Origin of the sequence: Segetibacter sp. 3557_3, assembly GCF_004354985.1 — a bacterium.
Classification (GTDB): Bacteria; Bacteroidota; Bacteroidia; order Chitinophagales; family Chitinophagaceae; genus Segetibacter.
Map to the genome: position 1 here is coordinate 830,243 of NZ_SMSK01000001.1, position 22,160 is coordinate 852,402.

The following is a 22,160-nucleotide window of genomic DNA, read 5'->3' on the forward strand; positions in this document are numbered from 1 at the left end:
CATAATTCCGTTGTTTGTGTATCATGGCATATTTGCTTTGAAAACCCGGATAAAATTTGCACCCAGAATCTTTTGGATGTCTTTTTTCCGGTATCCACGGGCAAGAAGCTCCCGGGTTATGATCGGGAAGTCCTGCACACCATCCAGGTATCTTGGAGAAGACTCGATGCCATCGAAATCTGAACCAATGCCAACATGGTTGATCCCAACCAGCTTAACGATATAGTCGATATGATCGATCACGGCTGATAATGGTGCGCGTAAGGCATCTGCTTCGGCGGCATATTTTTCTGCAATGTATTCCTCCATCCGATAACCGGGCATATCTGCAAGTTTAAGGGAGTCTGCTTCAGCCTTATGCGACTGAATAAAAGCGTTTTTTCTTTTGTCGTAGGTGCTGTCGAGGAAGCCTGAATAAAAATTAATATGGATCACTCCGCCATTTTTCGCAATGGCTTTAATCTGCTCGTCTTTCAGGTTACGTGGAACCGGGCAAATCTGGTACACGCTGCTATGCGAAGCGATAATTGGTTTTGAAGTGAGTTTGATGATATCGTAGAAAGTCTGTTCACCAACATGACTCACGTCGACAAGCATACCCAACTGGTTCATCTTTTCAACCACCTTTCGGCCGAGATCGTTTAATCCTTTTGGCTGGTGCAATAGGGAGTCGTGCGTCTCCTCCCAGGCGGACGTTGCCCATGGTGTGGAAACATTGTGGGTGAGGGTAAGGTAGCGGGCGCCGCGGTCAAACAAGGCCTGCAATTTTGCAAGATCGTTTTCAATCATATGGCCTCCTTCCACACCGATCATTGCCCCTAATTTCTTTTGGCGTAGGGCTTGCCTAAGGCTGGCCGGGGAAGTAACCATCAACATGCGGTCCTTGTTGCGGGCGGCAGTGGTATACAGGGTATCTATCTGCCTGTTGGCAATGCCAAAAGGGAGTTTGTCGTTGCCATCGCACCAGATTGAAAAGATCTGGATGTCCATACCACCCTCGCCAAAACGGGTTAAATCCGACTGTGTTTTTCCTTTAAGGTCGTGGTCGAAACTAAGACCTTTCGGCATTGCCTTTTCAAGAACATCGTTATGCGTATCGATGAGCACTGCTTTTCGATGCAGCTTTATGTAAGGTTGCGCAAACGTGAGGGTAGGAACAGATAGCAGCCCCATTGATATCAAAAAGCTAACGATAAACCGCATTGGAAGATTTTGGATAAAGTAAAGCAAAAAACCCGGCAGGCATAAAAGCTACCTTGTACAATCTTGTCTTACCTGAAACTTTACTCGCGTTAATTTATGATTGAAGGAATATGCAGAAGAAGGTGGACGACAATGAACACCCAGCTCACCCGGAGCGTTAACCCATGTGGCGAATAGATGCGATACACCTGGTGTATTTAATACTGTATTACTGAACGCGACGTGCCAGCTTAAATATTTTGCAACAAGGCAACAAGCGCCGCCTTTGTTGCATTATGACCTTAACTGTTCTCTTTGATTGTTTGCAGCACCTCCTCTATCCAATTGATGTACACAGACAAGTGCCCCTCGTTTTCTTTGTAATGCATGGTTGCATTTGGCACATACTTCTCTACTGCCGCCGGGTGAACATTGCTTACCGTATTGTCTTTGAGCCCATACCAGTAATGGACAGGTTGCGCTATCTGTTGCAAGTGATAACCAGTCTCTCCAAAATAACCAGCCGCATCGTGAACCAGTCCGGCACTACCCTGCCGGCAAGCTTCGTTTAACGTACACTTGCTAAAGTGGTTTATGGTTGCGGGATCACTGAGCAATGCATGATCAACGTCGGGTAAGCCCGACAGCCACCTGGGAATTGGCCGGTGTGCTTCCCGCTTACCGATAAAGTTCAGAATACGACGCAGGAGCCAGGGAATGTTACGTGCGGCCCAGAAGTAATAAATATTCCCATTCATATTCCTGAACACCCGTGGTTCACTAAAACTCCGGCTAAACCCGGTTATGATATATACCTGCCGGATCAGTGAGGGAAAATGATAAGCCAGGGAAAGGGCAAACGGGCCACCACCCGACCAGCAAAGCACCTTTGTCCGGCTGATCTCCCAATCGGTTGTAAGCTCCTGCACATCAATGGCAAACGAACGAAAGTCACCCCTGGGATCAAATGTGGAGCGGCCCATTCCGGGGCGGTCAATTGAAACCAGTTGTAAATGGAAATGGTGCAATAACTCCTCTATGTTCTTGTGGTAACTTCCGAGGATCAATGGCTCCAGTCGTGAGCTGGGGGTACCGTGAAAATACAACACCCGTTCCCCATCTCCCGGGCCATAAAGTGCATACCCCAATTTCCGTCCATTCCTCAGTTCATATACGCCTTCTGTCATGCAAAGTTGTTGACAATTTGCAGGCCACCCTGCCGGGTTTAGAAAAGCAGCGCCAGCGCTGTTTCCCTGGCTCTGTTAACAGTTGGTGGTGTGATGGGCTAAACCGAATTGACCAGCAACCTTTTGCCAACTGCTTAGTTTTGATTTATTTTGATGATTGTGACCCTGATGGGTGAACAGCATCAAAATTTATTTTGCGCCGGCATAGGGGTAAGTCTCACGGGAAAGCATCTTACCATTAAATACGTCTTATTGCGGCGATACCATAACTAACAGCGTGGAGGAATTTGAACCAATCAGGAGGGGTGATATCAAGTTTTTTGAAACAGCCTTTAAAGCTAATTTCAAGAGTCTTCATGCCTATGCCTTTACCATTCTTAAAGATGAAGTTTTGGCAGAAGAAATGGTGCAAAATGTTTTCTACAAAATATGGGCAAAGCGGGAGCAGTTAACAATTGATACATCGCTGAAAGCCTACCTGTACAAGGCGGTATACCACGAAAGCCTGAATCATCTTAGACAACAGCAGGTGAAATCGAAATACGAAACCTACGCCATGCACCATCATCAGCAAACATCACATGACAGCGAAAGTAAGGTAGGCTTACAAGAGCTGGAACACCAGCTTCGGAAGGCACTAAACGATCTTCCTGAGCAATGCCGGACCATCTTCCAACTTAGCAGGTTTAATGAATTGCGTTACCGTGAAATTGCCGAACAGTTAAACATTTCCGTAAAAACGGTAGAAAACCAGATGGGTAAAGCGCTGCGCTTGCTCCGGCTGAAACTAGTTGATTTCATGCCCGTGATCCTGCTAATTATGAACTTTTTAAAATGAATGCTTGAGCGAAGATATCCACGATACGATTGATGACTTGCTGGTAAAGGTAATGCTCGGAGAAGCTTCGCCCGGGGAAGAGACAACCGTGCGGGACTGGATTGCTGCGTCCTCCGAAAACAACAGGTATTATCAACAGTTCAGACAGATCTGGCAACAGAGCCGCATTCTTGGCCCGGAAAACGCACCTGGTGAAGAAGAAGCCTGGCAAAAGCTTCAACTAAGAATCCAGCCACCCGCCGGGGCAAAAGTGGTTACTTTTTCGCGGTATAGAGGTGTGGCGATTGCAGCAGCAGTAATTCTTGTTGCAGCCACATTTATCGTGAGCCTGCTTGTATATGATGGAACCCCTAAAGAAAGCAGGTTAGTCAGCACAAACGCGGTAATCCACGACACCCTGCCAGATGGTTCCATCATCACCCTTAACAAGAACTCCAGCCTGACATTCCCTGCCAGGTTCAACGACGATCAGCGGTTGGTGTCGCTGCAAGGTGAGGCATTTTTTAACGTCTCGCCTGATCCGGGAAGGCCTTTTATCATTACTACCGATGAAGCGACGGTAAGGGTTACCGGTACGTCCTTTAATGTGAACAGCAGGGAAGCAGTGACTACTGTGATTGTTGAAAGTGGCACAGTGGTAGTGAGTAACCCAAAACAGGCCATCACGCTTAAGCCCAAACAAAAAGTCAGCATTGCAAAAAAGGATACTACCGCAAGGGTTCAAATGCAAACAAACGTACTTTATAATTATTACCGGACCAGGCAATTTGTTTGCAGAAACACCCCGTTGATGGAACTTACTGAAAAATTATCGCTGGCATATAATGTTCAATTTCGATTCGGGCGCGAACAAATCAAGGACCTCAGGTTAACGACTACCTTTAATGACCAAAGCCTGGAGACCATCCTCAACATCGTTTCAGCAACATTTGGCATAACATGGGTTCAAACAGGTGATACCATTTTGTTGAAATAGTATTACTCAAAATTTATACTTTTCCGGCAGATACGCTATCATGTTTAAGCCCTTAATTATTTTTTTCTTCCTCCTATGCTCAGTAGCATCACAAGCGCAGATATTGAACAAGGTTGTTGCCGTAAACATTTCCGGTATGCCAGTGGAGCAGGCATTAAGACTCATCAGCAATAAAGGCAATTTCTACTTTTCGTACAACAGCAGTATAATAAACCCTATCAAAAAGGTGTCAGCACCAGCCGGCAACACAACGGTAAAACAGTTGCTTGACGCCATTCTTGAAAACAGGTACACCTACATTGAAAGCAACAATTACCTGATCCTCAGATTGCTTCCGGCCAAAATTACCATCGTAACCAATGCTGCCGTTGCTGAAGAAAAACACTATGCCGTAAATGGATATGTTCTCGATGCAAACACAAATCTTCGTTTGCAGGATGCCACGATCTACGAAAAAAAACAACTCGCCTCTGTTCTCACCAATAGCGATGGCTATTTTAAGATCAGGATGAAAAACAGGTACAAACATGCTGCTTTAACCATCAGCAAGTTCATGTACGAAGACACAACGGTTGCCGTTTCCCCCAAACTTAATCAACAGCTGACCATACTGTTAACGCCTGAAAACGGTCGTGGCGAAATCGTTGTTATTAAACCGACTGACTACTATGATATCCCGCTCGTTAAGCCTGAAATCATTCCCGAACCGCTTACCCTTCATGCCGACACCACAGGAGTGGAAAGTACGCGTCGTGCGGGTTTCCTGCTTACTGCGGGCCAAAAAATTCGAAGTCTTAACCTGCGCAACTTCTTCACCTCCCGTCCTTTCCAGGTATCGTTTACACCCGGTTTGAGTACCCAGGGAAAGTTAAGTTCGCAGGTGAGCAACAACTTCTCGCTAAACATTTTGGGCGGTTATACGGGTGGGGTAAGAGGTCTCGAACTGGCTGGTCTATTCAACATCAATAAGCAGGAAGTTAAGTACACGCAGGTTGCTGGCTTATTCAACATCAACGGGGGCAATATGACAGGGGTGCAGGTTGGGGGGATCAATAATACCCTGCTAGCAGCGGCAACCGGGGTACAAGTCGCGGGTATTAGTAACATTGTTCGCGAACGGTTTGCGGGGGTGCAGGTTGCAGGCCTATACAACCACGTGTCTGATACGGTCAGTGGAATACAGGTGGCAGGGGTTAGCAATTTCACAAAAGAAAAAGTTGGCGGGGTTCAAATTGCCGGGATAGGAAACCTTGCAAACAGGGAAATGGATGGGGTACAAATCGCCGGTATTTTCAACTATGCCAAGCGACTCCGCGGGGTTCAGATCGGCCTGATCAATATTGCGGATACCTCAGATGGGTATAGCATAGGTTTGTTGAATATTGTTTTCAAAGGGTATCACAAGCTCGCCATCAGCAGCAATGAAACAACAAATATCAACGCGGCCTTTAAAACCGGTAACAAAAAGCTCTACAGTATTCTTACAGCCGGTTACAACCGTTCTGAATTTGAGAAGGCATTTGCCCTCGGATATGGTATTGGTCGTGAATTTACGCTATCGAAATACTTCTCCATTAATCCCGAGCTTTCTTCGCAATACCTTTACCTGGGAAGTGTCTTTGATTTCAACCTGCTGCATAAGTTCCAACTCGATTTTCACCTGCGTCCCCTCAGGCGACTTGCCCTGTTTGGAGGCCCTTCTTTTAACATACACCAGTCTGACCAGTCTGTAGCCATACCGGGCTACAAATTCAAACTGCCCGGCGAAAGCAGGCGCAGTTACCCGGTTTTTGGTGGCGCAGAAGGCTGGATCGGATGGAACGTTGGCGTGGCCTTTTTTTAATCACAAACCACGAATCAATGTCGTTAGCTAAGCAGTTTGCTTGGTAGTGCAGGTTCGTAATTGCAAATTCGATTGGGGTCGGATTGTAATAAAAGAAAGTCTCTTCATGCCTGTCTCAGCGAATGGAAGGGCACATTATGTTCCCAATCTTACTATCATCATACCTACCATCCCAGACCTGGGTATTGTTTCGTTGGATTTACGATGACCACCGGGTGAACTATACTACCATCATTCCCACAATGCTAAAGCAAGGGAATGCTTCGTTGTACTCGCAATAACAGCAGGGATTTAAAACATCATTCATATTTCTCTTTCATCACCCTTTTTCGCCGTTCATCAGGTATTCAAACTTTTTTCCTCCCGGGCGTAGGGGTAAAAGGCCCTGAAATGATCATACTTAAAATCGAAAATTATGATCTATAGGAAATTCGGACTTGCGATATTGACAGCAGGTCTTTTATCAACCCAAACCTCAGACGCACAAGAGAACTCAAGGTATACAACATTATACCAGCATACCACTCAGCAAACCACTACGCCGCGATTGTACAATGGCAGCCCTAAGCCGTTGACGCTCGTAACAGAAGTGGCATTCAACAGCATGAGCATTTTATTTGATTCACTTAAGATGAATGGTGTACCCTTTCAAATCTCCTTTACGCCAGGACTAAGTACACAGGGCAGGTACAGTACAAAAATCATCAACTCGTTTTCATTTAATATTCTCGGCGGCGAAACCGGTGGAACGAGCGGTTTTGAACTTGGAGGTTTGTTTAACCTCAATAAAGGATACACCAGGGGCTTACAAATAGGCGGACTTTTTAACCTTACCCGCGACTATACCCAGGGCGTACAAATTGGTGGCCTTTACAACAAAGTTGGTGCAGGCGTAACAGGGTTACAGATCGCCGGAATTCATAACCTGGTGAACGGCGATCTTAATGGCTTACAGGTTGGCGGTATCTACAACCATGCAAACAGTGGCGAAGGATTGCAGGTCGCAGGTATCTCCAACTACCTGAATAAACATATGAGGGGTATACAGGTAGCAGGCATAGCAAACTTTGCACGCGCTGTGGACGGGGTTCAAGTATCAGGTATTGTAAACCGAACAAAAAAACTACGCGGTGTTCAAATCGGACTCATAAACATTGCGGATACATCCGATGGTTATAGCATAGGGCTCATTAATATTGTTCCAAGGGGTTACCATAAACTCGCAATCACAACGAACGAAGTGATGCAGGTAAATGCAACACTAAAAACGGGTACAAAGCAATTGTACAGCATGATACTTGCCGGGGCCAGCGCAGTTAACCATGACAAAGTTTATTCTTTTGGTGCGGGTCTGGGCAAAGAGATCGCAATAAGCAACCTGTTTTCGTTAAACCCTGAAGTAAGTGCGCAGTATGTTTACCTCGGCTCATTTAGAAAGTTCAACCTGCTGAATAAGTTTAATCTTGATCTGCATGTCAACCTTGGTAAACACTTAAGCATTTTCGGGGGACCTTCTTTTTCGGCCTACTATAAAGAACAACACCTGCCCGTTCCCGGTTACAAATCAACGCTCCCGGCAGCTACTTATCATACATTCAGGGTAGCCCGCAATGTTGACGGATGGATAGGCTGGAATGCCGGAATAAGTTTCTTTTAATCATCAATCTTACATCAATGCCGTTTACTTAAGCAAATTATGGACCCGGCCACAGGAATTCTATAGGACATCGTTGCGTCGCACTCTTGTACCATTGGAAGTAGCTGGGCAAACAAATTACATAATCGGCTTAACTAAACGACATTGAATCTTACATAAACAAACAACACAAACCACTTATAAAAACAACAAATCAATAGTATGAAACAGTTATTTCTTTTTTTAGCAGCAGCAATCATAATTGGGTTTTCATCATGCCGCAAGGTTAACGGCGATGGACCGATAGTAACCGAAACACGAAACATTACCGGATTTAATGGACTGGCAGTTTCCTTTGCCTCTGATGTGGTTTACACACAGGCAAGCACCTACAAAGTGGAACTGCATGCGCAGCAAAACGTGCTCGAGTATATCGAAACAAACCAGGTCAGCGGTGAGTTGCGCATCAGGTTAAAACAAAATGTAAGGCTGCGCAGTTTCGACCGGCCGGTGATCTATGTTAGCTCGCCTGATATCTATAGTATTGCAATGAGCGGTTCCGGCAATATCGATGCAAACACACCCATTAACACAGATCGGATGCGACTTGCAATAAGCGGAAGTGGCAACATCAATATCGATTCAATGAATGTGGTAAACAATGTAGAGAGTGTCATCAGCGGTTCAGGGAGCATCAATGTCCGGAAAGGCGGCTGCGCATCCAGCGACGTTATTGTAAGCGGAAGCGGCAAAACAAATATGGAAACGTTTGTCTCAAATTCGAGCAAAGTAAACATCAGTGGGTCAGGCGACGTAAAGGTCAATCCACGGCAAAGCCTGGATGTGAGAATCTCTGGCAGTGGTTCAGTTTACTACCGCGGCTTACCAACTGTAACATCGCAAATATCCGGCTCTGGTAAAATAATTAAGTTATAATCATTTATTGCTAACAGGAAAGGCCGTCTCAACAAGAGGCGGCTTTTTTATTGTAAAAAAATTCAGTTGCATTTTCCTGGCAGATCATAATTGATTTCTTGAAACTAAAAATGTTTCTGATGCCTCAGCAGATCTGATAAGCCTTAAAGGACCTACCAATCCAAAAGCAAATATGTTGAATTTTTTCATCTGTTTTGGTATCGCCATAACACCTTAAATCGCTATTGTTTGAAAACCAATTTCGTTGAAAATGGCGCCTGTTTTATTTTCCCAAAGTAGAACTTAAGGTTAATCACTTGTAACGATACGGTATGAAACAACGCGCAATAAACCCGGTGATTATTTTTCTGGTGATCATGTTGACAATCAGCTGTAAAAAAGAAAGCCGTGGCAAGCCTGCGATAAATGGCGAAATACCCAGCCATGCGCTCAACAGCGAACAAGACCTTGATTTGTTGATACGGCAAATCGGAAATGCCCGGATTGTGTTGCTTGGTGAAGCTTCGCATGGCACCGCTGAATACTACAACTGGCGGACAGCCATTTCGAAGCGGCTGATCCAGGAAAAAGGTTTTGACTGCATAGCCGTTGAAGGTGAATGGGCAGACTCGTACCGGGTCAACAACTTTGTACGGGGTAAGTTACAAGACAGCGCAAGCGCGGTAAATGTGCTCAAACATTATGATCGCTGGCCGACTTAAATGTGGGGTAATTACGAGATTGCTTCGCTCGTCACCTGGATGAATAGTTTCAACCAATCAAGATCTGCTGCAGATAAAGTTGGCTTTTACGGACTTGATGTTTATTGCCTTTGGAAGTCAACACAGGAATTGATGCCCCACCTGCAGGCTGGTGACCCAACAACCATTGCTGCGGCTCAAGGCGTTCAACAGTGCTTTACACCATTTAGTGCAGATGCTCAGGAGTATGGGTACGCAGTCGCAAATGCTTCTGCAAATTGCCGTAACCAAACAACAACACTTTGGAACCGGATCTCGGAGATAACCGGCAATGCCACTGCAAAAACGGAACGGTAGTTTGTGATGCAACAAAACAGCCTTGTAGCGCTAAATGGGGAAAGGTATTATCGCACCTCGGTCTCCAGTACGAAGAGTCGTGGAATATTCGCGACCGGCACATGTCGCAAACACTTAACCGGCTTGCTGAATTTCTCGGACCGGATTCAAAAATTATCGTTTGGGAACACAACACCCATGTTGGTGATGCCCGCTACACGGATATGGCAGACCAGGGCATGGTCAACCTGGGCCAGCTTGCAAGAGAGTCGTTTGGATCTGAAAACGTATTTGCTGTTGGGTTTGGCTCCTACCAGGGCAGCGTAGTGGCTGCAAGCAGCTGGGGTGCACCCATTAAGAACATGCCGGTACCACCAGCACCCGCGAATCGTTGGGAAGGATACCTGCATACAATCGGAAGTCCAAATAAGATCATACTCTCGGCCGAGGTCAAAGATCATCCCGCTTTACAGAAACCACTCGGGCACCGGGCGATTGGGGTTGTTTATGATCCGGATCGCGAGCAAGGAAATTATCTTCGATCTATCATTCCAAAACGCTACGACGCCTTTATATTTATCGACAAAACTTCTGCGCTGCACCCAATTGGCGTGCAGCAACGGATTGAGCCACCCGATACTTATCCGTCCGGGTTTTAAAAGATGTTTCATTTACAAGTAATACCGACAGACGTTTAATGCATACCTGGCCACGCAAGTAAGCTGCCACCTGTTACAAGATTTGTTGCGAGATGAGCCTGGTAGTTGAAACCGCTGTCTTCAATGGATACATGTTGCCTTGAATCTCAGGATTGTTCTGGTTGGTGAACTTCTTCAAGTTGGTGTCAGCATATTTTAATAATCTCCTACCCTTTCTACAGTACTAATCCGCGATTTTTGGCAGTTTCCTTTTACCCGGATCATAACATCTGCATTTTGTTGTTCAACATAAGGCTGGTATTGGGCTTAGCAGGATAAACTGGTTTTCTAAAACAACCCCCAGCCATTGCAAACATCTAAAGTTTTCCATTCTGTTGTCCACAACCTGCCTGTCATACACGCTGGTATTATCGACAACTTTGGTAGCACCTTAGCAGGGTTTTGTTTGAAGAAAATACCTGCAGCAAGTTTGATCACTTTAAGTACTCATATTTGCACCCATTAAAGGCTGCTTATGACGATGAAACCGACGACCCTGCAATACTTTTCTTTTTCAATTCTTTTTATTTCTTCGTTATGCTCACTTAGCGCATCCGCCCGCCAGGTTGAGCTTGACCCTGTAACGGTGACCTCGTCGCTGGTAGCGGTAAAAACTTCGCAAAGTGGACGGAACATAATTGTGGTACCGGGAGCACAGTTCAGGCACTTACCGGTAAACTCCATCGATGAGTTCCTGCGGTACCTACCGGGCCTGGAGGTGCAAATGCGTGGACCTATGGGAGCACAAAGCGACTTTGTTTTAAGGGGTGGCACGTTTCAACAGGTATTGGTTGTGCTGGATGGCATAAGGATCAATGATCCAAATACCGGGCACTTCAGCAGCTATATACCCATTTCGCCTTCAGAGATAGAACGCGTTGAGATACTGAAAGGTGCTGCCTCTGCAATCTACGGTTCAGAAGCTGTTGGTGGTGTTATACATGTTATCACAAAAACATTTGCAGCACGCCGGAACAACAGCGTTAAAAGAATGGCTGGCCAGGTTGCCGCAGGCGGGTATGGACTCGTAAACGGCCAGTTGGGCGGTGATTACCAGGCCGGCTCAACCGCAATTTCGGGCGGTGTGGTAACGAATAACGCCGAAGGCCAACAACAAAGAGGCACAAAGGGGTATGTGCACAACACCACGGCTTCAATTTCGGCAATGCACTTTTTCAATGATCATTTAAGCCTCGCCGTCAGGTCAGCTTTTGATAAAAGGAACTTTGCCGCGCAGAACTTTTATACCATTTTTGCTTCCGATACAGCAACAGAAAAAGTTCAGTCATTCTGGAACCAGGCAAGGCTAAGCTACTCAAAGCAAGCACACCGGTTAGATCTTCACCTCGGTTATAAATCGGTTGTCGATGATTACCGGTTTAGTCCTTCAGCTACTGCAAACTCCAATAAAAGCCAACTGCTGCAAGCACTTGCAACCCACCAATGGCAGGCCGACACCAAAACAAGCCTCACTTCGGGTTTGCAATGGTTGGGTAAATCGATTCGGTCGAACGACCGTGGCAATCACTCCCTGCAACAGGCTGGTGTCTTTTCATCGTTAAACCGGCGCTTTGGAAACCTTAACCTGAACGTTGCCGTTCGTGGCAACTGGAATGAGCGGTCTGGTTGGGAATTGGTACCACAGCTCAATACCTCGGTTAAAATTTCAGACTGGCAGTTGCGGGCTGTTGCGGGCAAAACAACCCGGGATGCAGATTTTACCGAACGTTTTAATAATTACAATAAAGCTTTTGTTGCTTCCGGCAGCATCGGTAATGCTAACTTAAAGCCGGAGCATTCTTTTAGTTACGAGGTTGGGGCCGACTACTATGGATTTGAACATTTCAAACTCGCGGCAACGGTTTTTCGCCAGGAATTTTCAAACCTTATCGACTATGTGCCTACCCCCTATGCACAGATGCCGCGACGAGAAAACCTTTCTGCCACCGGTACATACGCCCTGGCAAAAAATATCACGGGCATTAACAATACAGGCTTTGAAACCGACCTGGTTTATGATAGAATGCTTGAGGGCGACAAACAACTTTCAGGAAGTGTTGGATTAACCCTGATCAATACACAAAGCAACAATCAACCGCCCAGTTTCTACGTTTCGTCGCACGCAAAACTAATCACCAATATTGCTGTACGATATACAACACGGGCATACAGCATCGGCATTAACGGCTTATATAAAGAGCGCGAGCCGCGATCAGCCGCAGCATTGTTTACACAAACATCTAAGGCCTACTTCCTTATGAACATAAAGGTTCAGGGATATTTATACCAGGATAAAATGGGAGTTTACATTCAGGCAGACAACGTGTTTAATAAAACATACAGCGATCTGCTTGGCGCACAAATGCCCGGCAGATGGTTGATGGCAGGCTTAACATTTTCATTCTCGGGTTAGCAATATGTCTTACGTTAAGTGGCAGGCGCGATTGGTAAAGGTTAGGTTATTCGTCTAACAAAAACACCCACGCTATACTGCATGGGTGTTTTCCGCATAACCGGGTGGATCATGCGCTTAACACAACATATCATCGTGCTAACCTCCTGCTACTTTCTGTTGTTCTGGTGTTTCGTTATAACCTGACACCTCTGGTTTACCGGTTTGAGCGGTTGCTCCGGTCGCGCCGGATGAATCTGTCCCGGCTGATGATCCACCTGAAACAAATTCTTTCAATTGCTCCAGTCCATGCTCCCAACCTTCCTTATGGGGTGTTATGCTTTCCTCGTTTTCGAACCCGTTCTGTACAACAGAAATGCTACTGTGGTCAGCATCTCCTTCAAAATGTACATCAAGTGTATATTCAGCATCGCGTACAGGTTCATCTGCAAGTTTCCAGTTCCAGGTATAAGTGAGTTGCTGTTGATCTGCCTTCTCGTAAGTGCCATCGATTACCAGGCTGTTGTTTTCAAATTCGTATCGAACAGTGCCACCTGGTGTTAGATTATTTTCAACGTTTACGAGGTGTTTCCCCAATGGTTTCCACCATTGCTTCAGCGACTCCGGATCTGTCCACGCTTTATACAGTTGGTCCTTTGAACAGGAAAAGTCTTTCGAAACTTCGAGCTTTAATGAGTTATTCTCCATAGTAAATGGTTTAAAGTAATCGTGAAATGGTTGATATGAACCATTATGCAATTGAGCGACCGTGTGTATTGTATAAACTTGGCAGCCCCTAAAGCCAATTGCGTAGAACATTAGGCCTAAGATGTGGTATAAATTCATCGTTAAAGATTTAATGAAGCTCAACTTTCGTTGGCAGATAAACTTGGCGGCAGAAATACGAGGCCACTCCAGTTTCAAAATTGTTTGTTACGCCGGACTGATATTATTCGTTAACCTTTTAGGTTCATTAGGAATTTTTCGCCGTGTGCAGCATTGGTCATGATCGGGGCTTTCAATTCAATCACAGAATGATTACCTTGTCTAAGCGGTTCAGCATTCAATGCAACAGCAGGCATGGTGATGTCGTATCAATAAATGCATAAACCAGGGTAATGGAAAAGCCAAAGAAAATCTTTGTAACGGGGGGCACCGGTAACCAGGGCGGTGCAGTGGCAAAAAGCTTGCTTAGCCAGGGGTTCAGTGTCAAGGTGCTGACAAGAGATCCATCCTCTGCTGCAGCTCAGAAACTTAAATCGCTTGGTGCCTCAATTATTCATGGAGACTTAAATAAACCTGACTCATTCAGCAAACATGTTGATGATGTGGATGGCATCTTCAGCGTGCAAAATTTCAAGGAAGGCTCCGACAAAGAGGTTAAACAAGGAACGGTGCTTGCCGACCTTGCAGAGCACTACGCGGTAAATCATTTTGTATATACTTCTTATTCTGGCGCCGATACAAAAACGGGGGTACCCCATTGGGATAGCAAACACCAGCTTGAAACTTATATCAAAGACCTTCATATACCCTATACGATTTTAAGGCCGGCATCTTTAATGGAAAACTTTCTTTTACCCCAGGTTAAAAACCGCATCTTAAAAGGAAAGCTGGTTTCCCCCATTAACAAGGAAATTCGTCAACAATACATTAGCTCATACGATGTTGGCCAGGTCACAACGACCATCTTTAGCGAACCCGAACAATATCGCGGGCGAACCATTCCCCTTGCTGCAAATGAGATGGACAATGAGCAGGTTGCCGAATTATTTTCCGGAGTGCTGGGTAAAAAAATCAGGTACCAAAAGTTACCAGGACTGATTACCCGGTTTGTAATGGGCAAAGACCTTTATGCCATGTTCAAATGGATAAACACCAATGGTGGGATTATGATTAAGGACGTCGACGACGCTCAAAAAGAGTTTGGCCCCTTTCTGAGCTTCAGCGATTGGATCCGGAAAACGTTTGTTGCCACTGAAAACTGATGACGAAATTATGGTGCCAGCATAGGTCCATTGTGGAGACTCCGGTTGCGTCGCATTCCGTTCATCGGTTGGATCCCTGGTTGAGCAGGAATACTTGCACCGCAGGATGTATGGTATTAATCATTCAGTATCCTGCAATATCCTTTTTAAGACTCAGGTACCACTATTTAGCTGCAGCCTTATCAAGGAATAAGTAACGACTGCGCCTGGTATCTGGCTCAACCCGGGTATTTACATCGATGTGCATAACAGCAGCAGCATTTTTCGTAAGTGCCGGCCATGCAGGTAGGCCCGGGCCATTCGGGTTACCCGTTTTTATAAAGTTTGCAAAATATCCCTGCATGATCTCCGATACCCTAAAATCATCAGGTTGCCAGTCATAAACCCGGTTGGTGGGCAGGTTGCCCAAAGCATATTCAATTTCAGCAGAGTGCACTGCACCAGCTTTAGCAGATGGCATCGCAACCTCTTTCTTGTCGTTGGCCGCCTCAGCAAGCAGGTCTTTTGCCGATTGTATTCGGGTAAGTGGTCGTGCACGTTCGTACATATAACGGTAAACGGGTTTGTTGGTGGTACGGCTTTGAAGGTCCGCCCACTTCCAGGTCCCGAATCCCATAAAACGGTCAGAAGCCAGGTCTGTCGCCACCTGTTCAACCACTTGATCCGACGATACCTGGTAAACATTTGCCGCTTCAGTTGACCGTTCCCCAAACAGTTTTTGCAAGGCAAGCTTAAAGTTTTCTACAGTTGGTTTTTCCTGGCCCAGCACTGATCTAAAATTGCTTTCTTCAGAGTTCCAGCCAACCAACAGCGGCACCTGTGCCTGCTGCCCTGCCTCAAAAATCTCGACGGGTGATTTAGGAAAAAAGTAGCCATCAACAGTCACCGGAAACCGGGGAACGCCGCGGCGCGAGGTTGCCTGTAATATTTTATCGGCGGGCATTGCCCTGAGTTCAGTCAGCGAACGTGCACCGACACTGTCGGCAAATTCAAGTCCGAGCTTTTCGGCATCGCTTAAAGCCATCAGCGGGTTTGAACCCAGTAATGAGCCGCTTTCTCCGATCGCACCGGAAATGAGTTGCTTCGAAAGCGGTGAAGCCATTTGTGCACTTACGGAAAAAGAGCCTGCCGACTCTCCTGCGATGGTTACTCTTTTTGGATCTCCGCCAAATGCACTTATGTTTTGCTGCACCCATTTTAGGGCAGCTGACTGGTCCATTAAGCCGTAATTTCCCGACGCATGATTTGGCGATTCGCTGGTAAGTTCCGGATGTGCGAAAAACCCGAACACGGTCAACCTGAAATTTACTGTTATCGCAACAACTCCATTTCTGGCCATGCTTTCACCATCGTACCTCAGTTCTGAACCATCACCCGCAACAAACCCGCCCCCAAAAAAGTATACAAGTACCGGGAGTTTATCACTTTCCGATTTTGCCGGTGTCCAAATGTTCAGGTATAGGCAGTCTTCGCTTACCCCATTCGAACGGAACTTCATATCGCTGAATAGTGGCAATTGCATTGCCCGCGGGCCGAACTGGACAGCTTTTCGAACCCCGCTCCAGTTTTTTGCAGGCTGCGGAGCTTTCCACCGCAGATCGCCGGTAGGCGGGCTGGCAAAAGGCACTCCTTTAAACACCTTAACCCCGGAAACGTCCACACCCTCCAGCATCCCATTTGTCGTTTTTACCTGGGGGGCACCGGTACGCAATAGTTGTGTATAACCCGAAAACGCAACAACATAGGTCACCAAAAAGAAGAGGCATTTTTTCATATAGGTAAATTAGACGAACAAACAGTATTACTGATACAAAGTAGCAGGTTAAAATAAGCAATGGCCCATTCAACCGTCATTTCAATTTAGGATTGCAACGGGCGACAGCGCAACCCGGGATAGGTTAGTAACAGGCAGTTCGTGAGTAAAGTACACTATTCGAAAAACGAACCCAGGTATCTTACACCTTTACCAGTCGCTAATCTGTTAAGCAACTTGGTGCGACTTCCTTGCCCGATGATTGCAAGTTTCCACCAGAAAACTTCTTATTACAACTTTCTCGGTCGCCCTAAGGTAACAACCACTACCGGTTACCGGCATTCAGCAGGTGTTTAACCAGGTAACCTGGCATACTGGCGCCGGGCACAATGGCGTCTACAGTAACCAGGTTTATCGCTTGTTGCGGCATATAAGCTGCTGAAGCGGTTGTTGGATCCTCAACGATCGTATAGCCGCCGGCTTTTGCTATTTTTCGTATTCCCTCGGCCCCGTCTGCATTGGCACCTGAAAGTAAGATCCCTGTTAATGCTGTGCCGAAAGCCAGCGCAGCCGACTCAAATGTCACATCAATACTGGGCCGGCTATAATGAACCTTCTCCGAGGAGTCCAGCGAAAACATGTGTTGATCCTCAACAAGTAAATGGTAATCTGGCGGAGCGATATAGATGGTACCGGTCGTGATATACTCTTTGTCCTCAACTTCTTTAACCAGCAATCTCGTCTTAGAAGTTATCAGGTCTTCAAAGTTTGAGTCGGTGGTATTCTTACGGTGGACCACAAGTATAAACGTATGCTGCGTGAATTCGTTAATGGCGCCGGCGATACGCATAACGGTATCAAGGCTCCCCGCAGAACCGCCAATTACCACCACACGACTTTCATTCAGGTGATTTTCCGCCATATCTTTTCCTTTTCATGCAGTTGAGCAAACTTTTTTGCCACCTTTGAAAACCTGAGGTTTTCTTTCGATCCTAAAACAAGGAAACCCAGTTTTTGCAGGCTTTCGTCAAACAGGCTGAATACTTTATCCTGGAGTTGCTTATCAAAATAAATCAGCACATTACGGCAAAATATAAGGTTGAACTCATTGAAGGATCGGTCAGAAACGAGGTTGTGTGTTGCCGTGATCATCTTTGCTTTTAACCGGTCATCGAATTTGGCGCGGTCGTAGTTTGCGGTATAATATTGCGAAAAATCCTTTTTGCCACCGGATAGGTTATAATTTTCTGAATACTGCTTCATCTGGCTCAACGGGAATATACCTCGCCTGATGTTTTCGATTACTGTTGGGTTAAGGTCCGTGGCATACAATAACGATTTATGCAACAAGTTCGCTTCTTCCAGAAGTATCGCCATCGAATACACTTCTTCACCGGTGGCACAGCCTGCATGCCAGATCCTGATGAAGGGGTTAGTTGCCAGCACCGGTAAAATTTCTTCGCGGATGGTTTTGAACACGGCGGGGTCACGAAACATTTCCGTTACGTTTACCGTCAATTCTTCTACCAGGCGCTTAAAGTAGGAAGGGTCATGTTTAACCCGGTAAAGCAATTCTGCAAAGCTGGGAAAACGATCGATAATGATGATCCTGTTAATACGCCTTTTAAGTGACGCCCTTGCATAATTTGTGAAGTCGTACCCGTATAGCCTAAATACCTCCGTAACAAGAAGGTTCATTTCTTCATCGCCAATAATATTTTGCTCTGTGCTACTCATATAAACTGAGCTATGATGTCCATCAGTAAATTAATGTCAACCGGTTTTGAGACATAACCATCCGCTCCGGCAAGCAGGCACTTTTCCTTATCTCCACTCATCGCCTGTGCAGTAACGGCGATTATCGGAATGTTCTTCCATTGTTCAAAAGACCTGATCTTTGGTATTGCTTCATAGCCATCCATCTCCGGCATCATCATATCCATTAGGATTACAGCAATCGGATCACCGGAGTTTAAACAGCTAAAAGCCTCTGTTATTCCCGTGGCGGTTAAACAATGGAATCCTTTTGCCCGAAGCACCGCCGAAAGCGCAAATATGTTGCGACTGTCGTCGTCTATTATCAGGATCGTTTTACCCATAAATGGTTTTATATTCTTACTCATATAACCAAACCCGTAAAAGTGAAATCAACTGGTCAACGTCAACTGGCTTGGTAATATAATCCGAAGCACCAGCCTCAATACACTTTTCACGATCCCCGGTCATTGCTTTTGCAGTAACAGCAATCACGGGCAGTTTCCTGTACTTTGGATTCCCGCGTATACGGCGGGTAGACTCATAGCCGTCCATCTCAGGCATCATCATGTCCATGAGTACGAGGTTTACACCAGGTGTGGAATCAAGCTGGCTTAATGCTTCTTTGCCATCCACAGCGGTAATAACCTTCATGCCGTATGACTCAAGCGATTTGGTAAGTGAAAAGATGTTGCGTACGTCATCATCAGCCAATAACACCGTTTTACCTTTCAATACCTCCCCTATTTCGCCCATCTTCTTATACCTCCCACTGCCCTTATCTTTTTTGTTTTCTTCCACAAGGTGTAAAAACAACGATACTTCGTCGAGTATGCGCTGGTATGAATGAGCCGTTTTTATTACAATTGAATCTGCATATTGCTTGATTCGCATTTCTTCCACGTACGAAAGGTTGGTACCGGTGAATATGATAATTGGAAGTGTCTCAAACCCGGGGGTCTTTTTTATTTGTTCGAGTGTGTCATAAGAATGCTGACCTGGCACGCCCATATCTAAAATTACGCAGTCCACTTCCTTCCTGTTCAGGGCTTCTATACCACCTCCTACAGTGTGCTCGATTTCTGAAGAAACATTAAATTCTTTCAGGAATAAGGAAAGAGCCTGTGCGTGTTTATCATTTTCTTCAACGATCAATACCTTTCGTGGAAAGCGGCTGAGCGCGTCTTCAATCTTGCCAAAGATTTCACCAAGCTTTTCGAAAGCAACGGGTTTGTTGATAAAGTCAATCGCTCCTTTCGAAATACTTTTTTTGGTCAACTCAAGCGACGACATCATATGAACAGGTATGGGCTTGGTGACCGGGTCTGACTTTAATTCATCCATCACCTGCCAACCACTTTTTATCGGCAACTGCACATCAAGCAGGATACCTGTTGGTAAAAATTGTTTGGCCAGCTGAATGCCCTCGTCTCCCCGAACAGCCACAATACCTTTATAGCCCTTTTTGCGGGTGAAGTCGAGAAGCGAGCGTGCAAAGGCAGTATCATCTTCGATGATTAGGATTAGCTTGTCACCAGGTTCAATATGCTCCCGATCATCCGGTACGGGTGACGGAATAAAAGCGGTTATATACTCATCATCTGTCAAGGGCTTGGCTCCAACCTCTTCTTCCCGGGTTGAGTTAACAGTTGGACCCTGAACAGGAGTAAACCCGGCCGGATCGGGGTTAACAACTGCTACATGTTGTTTTGGCAACGATAGGGTAAACGTACTTCCTTTACCTTCTTCACTTTCTAGTGTAATCTCGCCCCCAAGTAAACGTGCAAGTTCCCGGCTAATGGAAAGTCCAAGCCCCGTACCCCCAAATTTTCGCCGTGTTGAGCCGTCTGCCTGTTTAAATGCTTCAAAAACAATCTCCTGTTTATCTTTAGCAATACCAATTCCGGTATCTCTCACGGCAAAAAATACGTTGTCTGCAGCTGAACTAATCTCCAGTGTAACCGCACCACGAGGCGTAAATTTCAAAGCATTGGAGATCAGGTTCCTGAGTACCTGCTCAAGACGCAGCCGGTCAGTTTCAAAAACCTCCGGCAAATCACCATTTTTTTCGAGCTTAAACTCAATCCCCTTGTCTTTTGCAACGGGCTGAAACAATCCCTTTAGTTCATCACTTACATCATCCACGTTAACCTGCGTGAATTCAAGCTCCATTTTTCCAGACTCTATTTTCGAAAGGTCAAGGATCTCATCTATAAGCGTAAGCAAGCCGTTGCCCGAGCTCTGTATCACACTCGCGTATTCGATATCTTCCTTCGACAAATTACCACCATGATTCTCGGTTAGCAAACGGGACAGCAACAGTATGGAGTTTAACGGGGTTCTCAATTCATGCGACATGTTTGCGAGGAACTCAGACTTGTACCGGGTGCTCAGTTCAAGCTCTTCAGCTTTTGACTGGATCTCAAGGTTACGCTCAAGTATCAGTTCGTTTTTTTCTTCGAGCAAGCGGCTGCGTTCTTCGAGTTCCTGGTTAGACTGTTGCAACTCTTCCTGTTGCACCCGCAACTCTTCTTCGGAAGCTTGCAGTTTTTCGGCCTGGGCCTCGATTTCGGCATTTATATTCTCAAGCTCACTGTGTTGTGCCTGTAATTCTTCCGATTGACTCTGCGTTTCCGCCAGTAATTCTTTCAACCGCTCCTGGTCTCTTGCACTATGGATAGCCATGCCAATGTTGAAGCTCGCCGCTTTCAAAAATTCGAGCGTAACGGTTTCATATGGCTTTAAAGAAGCGAGTTCTATTACCCCTTTTAACTTTCTTTCATAATAGATGGGTACTGCGATAAGCGATGCAGGTTTTATACTCCCGGCTGAATAATCTATTACGAATTCGGTTTCTGAAATGTTTTCAAGAATCATTTCTTTACCTGATATCGCAACCTGGCCGGCAAGCCCCTCTCCAAACTTAATTTCCCTGGCAGCTTTGTCGGTGTTCAGTGAAACACTTGCAGAAAGCAGGAGCTTACGGTCTTCATGAGTAAGGTAAAAAGCCCCAATCTGCGACTTTGTGTATTCAGTTATAAATTCGATTACTACGTAAGTGAGCACGTCGAGTTCCCGTTCACTGATGATCTTCTCATTTAGCTTTGCTATCCCACTCTGCAGCCATTCCCGATGCGATAGATTGGAAAAAGAGAAATCCAGCGAGCTGGCCATCTTGTTTAGCGAAAAGGCCAGTGAACCAAGAATGTCTTTGCCTTCATCATCTACCCTTATTTTATAATCACCAGCCGAAATCTTGTCCGCAATTCCCTGTATGATGGTTAACCTGCTACTAACTTCGCGGTCTTTCTGCTTGAGGTCCTGTTCTAAAAGCACCCGGGTTTTAAAATCTTTTAGTACCCGCAAAAATGAGATCACGGTAACTGCTATCGATAGCAGAGCCGCTAAAAGTATAAACGCGGGTGTTAACGAAGAAAAACGGTTTAGCAGCGAAGTCCGCTCCCCCAGCAGCACGGTTTCCCTGAATTGCATTTTACCTATTATTACCCGAACAGAGTCCATATAATAAGTACCGTGCAGCAGCATATCGTTTGAGATCGGCTGGTTTTGCTTCTTCCTTTCAATATTGGCTTCAAGGATGGCCATACGTTTGCCAATCACTCCAGCCAGCTTTATGCAATCCTCCTGTTGATAGGGATTGTCGGATGTCAACTCCTTAATGTCATCAAGAAGGGTGTGATACCTGCGGTTATCACCATTAAAGGGCTGCAGAAAGCGTTGGTCATTGGTGAGGAGAAATCCCCGCTGCGTGCTCTCGGCATCCTGTATAACTGAAAGCACATAATCAAGCTTTCGCAGCACTTCGTTGGTGTGTTGTACCCGTTTACTGCTTGCCAGTAAATTTCGAATGCTTATGGAAGAAGCAATTGAACTAGCGATCAGTAATGCCAGTGATAATCCAAAGCCAACAAGCAGGTTTCGCTTAAAAGAACTGTTCAT

At 45.7% G+C, this 22,160-nt stretch carries 16 protein-coding genes and 1 pseudogene; 9 read left to right on the top strand and 8 right to left on the bottom strand.

The features are described from left to right. Positions 1-21: 21 nt before the first annotated feature. Complete coding sequence (locus tag EXU57_RS02940) at positions 22-1,203, bottom strand: dipeptidase (RefSeq protein ID WP_133266661.1); 1,182 nt, start codon at positions 1,201-1,203, stop codon at positions 22-24. Positions 1,204-1,484: 281 nt separating this feature from the next. Next, positions 1,485-2,369, bottom strand: coding sequence for an alpha/beta hydrolase (locus EXU57_RS02945; RefSeq protein ID WP_133266662.1), 885 nt, complete (start codon positions 2,367-2,369; stop codon positions 1,485-1,487). 277 nt (positions 2,370-2,646) lie between these two features. Between EXU57_RS02945 and EXU57_RS02950 the strand changes: the two genes are divergently transcribed. From EXU57_RS02950 to EXU57_RS02980, 8 genes and pseudogenes are all read left to right on the top strand, one after another. Then, the gene (locus EXU57_RS02950; RefSeq protein WP_243745482.1) at positions 2,647-3,207 is read left to right on the top strand and encodes an RNA polymerase sigma-70 factor; all 561 of its coding nucleotides are present in this window, start codon (positions 2,647-2,649) and stop codon (positions 3,205-3,207) included. Between the two features lie 4 nt (positions 3,208-3,211). Further along, entirely contained in the window at positions 3,212-4,183 is a 972-nt protein-coding gene (locus EXU57_RS02955) for a FecR family protein (RefSeq protein WP_133266664.1), read from the top strand. 103 nt (positions 4,184-4,286) lie between these two features. Continuing rightward, positions 4,287-6,026, top strand: a complete 1,740-nt coding sequence (locus EXU57_RS02960) for a carboxypeptidase-like regulatory domain-containing protein (RefSeq protein WP_165958007.1) — start codon at positions 4,287-4,289, stop codon at positions 6,024-6,026. 415 nt (positions 6,027-6,441) lie between these two features. Next, entirely contained in the window at positions 6,442-7,683 is a 1,242-nt protein-coding gene (locus tag EXU57_RS02965; protein WP_133266666.1) for a hypothetical protein, read from the top strand. A 201-nt stretch (positions 7,684-7,884) separates the two neighbouring features. Further along, positions 7,885-8,598, top strand: coding sequence for a head GIN domain-containing protein (locus tag EXU57_RS02970; protein WP_133266667.1), 714 nt, complete (start codon positions 7,885-7,887; stop codon positions 8,596-8,598). Between the two features lie 356 nt (positions 8,599-8,954). Continuing rightward, a pseudogene (locus EXU57_RS25745) lies at positions 8,955-9,635 on the top strand (erythromycin esterase family protein). Beyond that, entirely contained in the window at positions 9,581-10,273 is a 693-nt protein-coding gene (locus tag EXU57_RS25750; RefSeq protein WP_207955368.1) for an erythromycin esterase family protein, read from the top strand. Before EXU57_RS25745 ends, EXU57_RS25750 begins: the two are co-directional and overlap by 55 nt. 514 nt (positions 10,274-10,787) lie before the next feature. Continuing rightward, on the top strand, positions 10,788-12,725 hold the full coding sequence (locus tag EXU57_RS02980; protein ID WP_243745483.1) for a TonB-dependent receptor plug domain-containing protein: 1,938 nt from the start codon (positions 10,788-10,790) through the stop codon (positions 12,723-12,725). 138 nt (positions 12,726-12,863) lie between these two features. On the opposite strand, the gene EXU57_RS02985 is transcribed toward EXU57_RS02980, so the two are convergent. Continuing rightward, positions 12,864-13,412 carry an SRPBCC domain-containing protein gene (locus tag EXU57_RS02985; RefSeq protein ID WP_165958008.1) on the bottom strand — a complete coding sequence of 183 codons (549 nt, stop codon included), beginning with the start codon at positions 13,410-13,412 and terminating at the stop codon, positions 12,864-12,866. A 410-nt stretch (positions 13,413-13,822) separates the two neighbouring features. Between EXU57_RS02985 and EXU57_RS02990 the strand changes: the two genes are divergently transcribed. Next, positions 13,823-14,692: an NmrA/HSCARG family protein gene (locus EXU57_RS02990; RefSeq protein ID WP_133266669.1), complete on the top strand. Its 870-nt coding sequence runs from the start codon at positions 13,823-13,825 to the stop codon at positions 14,690-14,692. Positions 14,693-14,855: 163 nt separating this feature from the next. Here EXU57_RS02990 and EXU57_RS02995 read toward each other — a convergent pair whose 3' ends face one another. From EXU57_RS02995 to EXU57_RS03015, 5 genes are all read right to left on the bottom strand, one after another. Continuing rightward, complete coding sequence (locus EXU57_RS02995) at positions 14,856-16,466, bottom strand: carboxylesterase/lipase family protein (RefSeq protein ID WP_133266670.1); 1,611 nt, start codon at positions 16,464-16,466, stop codon at positions 14,856-14,858. 304 nt (positions 16,467-16,770) lie between these two features. Beyond that, positions 16,771-17,367 carry a chemotaxis protein CheB gene (locus EXU57_RS03000; protein WP_133266671.1) on the bottom strand — a complete coding sequence of 199 codons (597 nt, stop codon included), beginning with the start codon at positions 17,365-17,367 and terminating at the stop codon, positions 16,771-16,773. Beyond that, positions 17,349-18,182: a CheR family methyltransferase gene (locus EXU57_RS03005; protein ID WP_165958009.1), complete on the bottom strand. Its 834-nt coding sequence runs from the start codon at positions 18,180-18,182 to the stop codon at positions 17,349-17,351. The genes EXU57_RS03000 and EXU57_RS03005 overlap by 19 nt, the downstream gene beginning before the upstream one ends. Further along, positions 18,179-18,568 carry a response regulator gene (locus EXU57_RS03010; protein WP_243745484.1) on the bottom strand — a complete coding sequence of 130 codons (390 nt, stop codon included), beginning with the start codon at positions 18,566-18,568 and terminating at the stop codon, positions 18,179-18,181. The genes EXU57_RS03005 and EXU57_RS03010 overlap by 4 nt, the downstream gene beginning before the upstream one ends. Further along, positions 18,561-22,160, bottom strand: coding sequence for a response regulator (locus EXU57_RS03015; protein ID WP_133266672.1), 3,600 nt, complete (start codon positions 22,158-22,160; stop codon positions 18,561-18,563). Before EXU57_RS03015 ends, EXU57_RS03010 begins: the two co-directional genes overlap by 8 nt.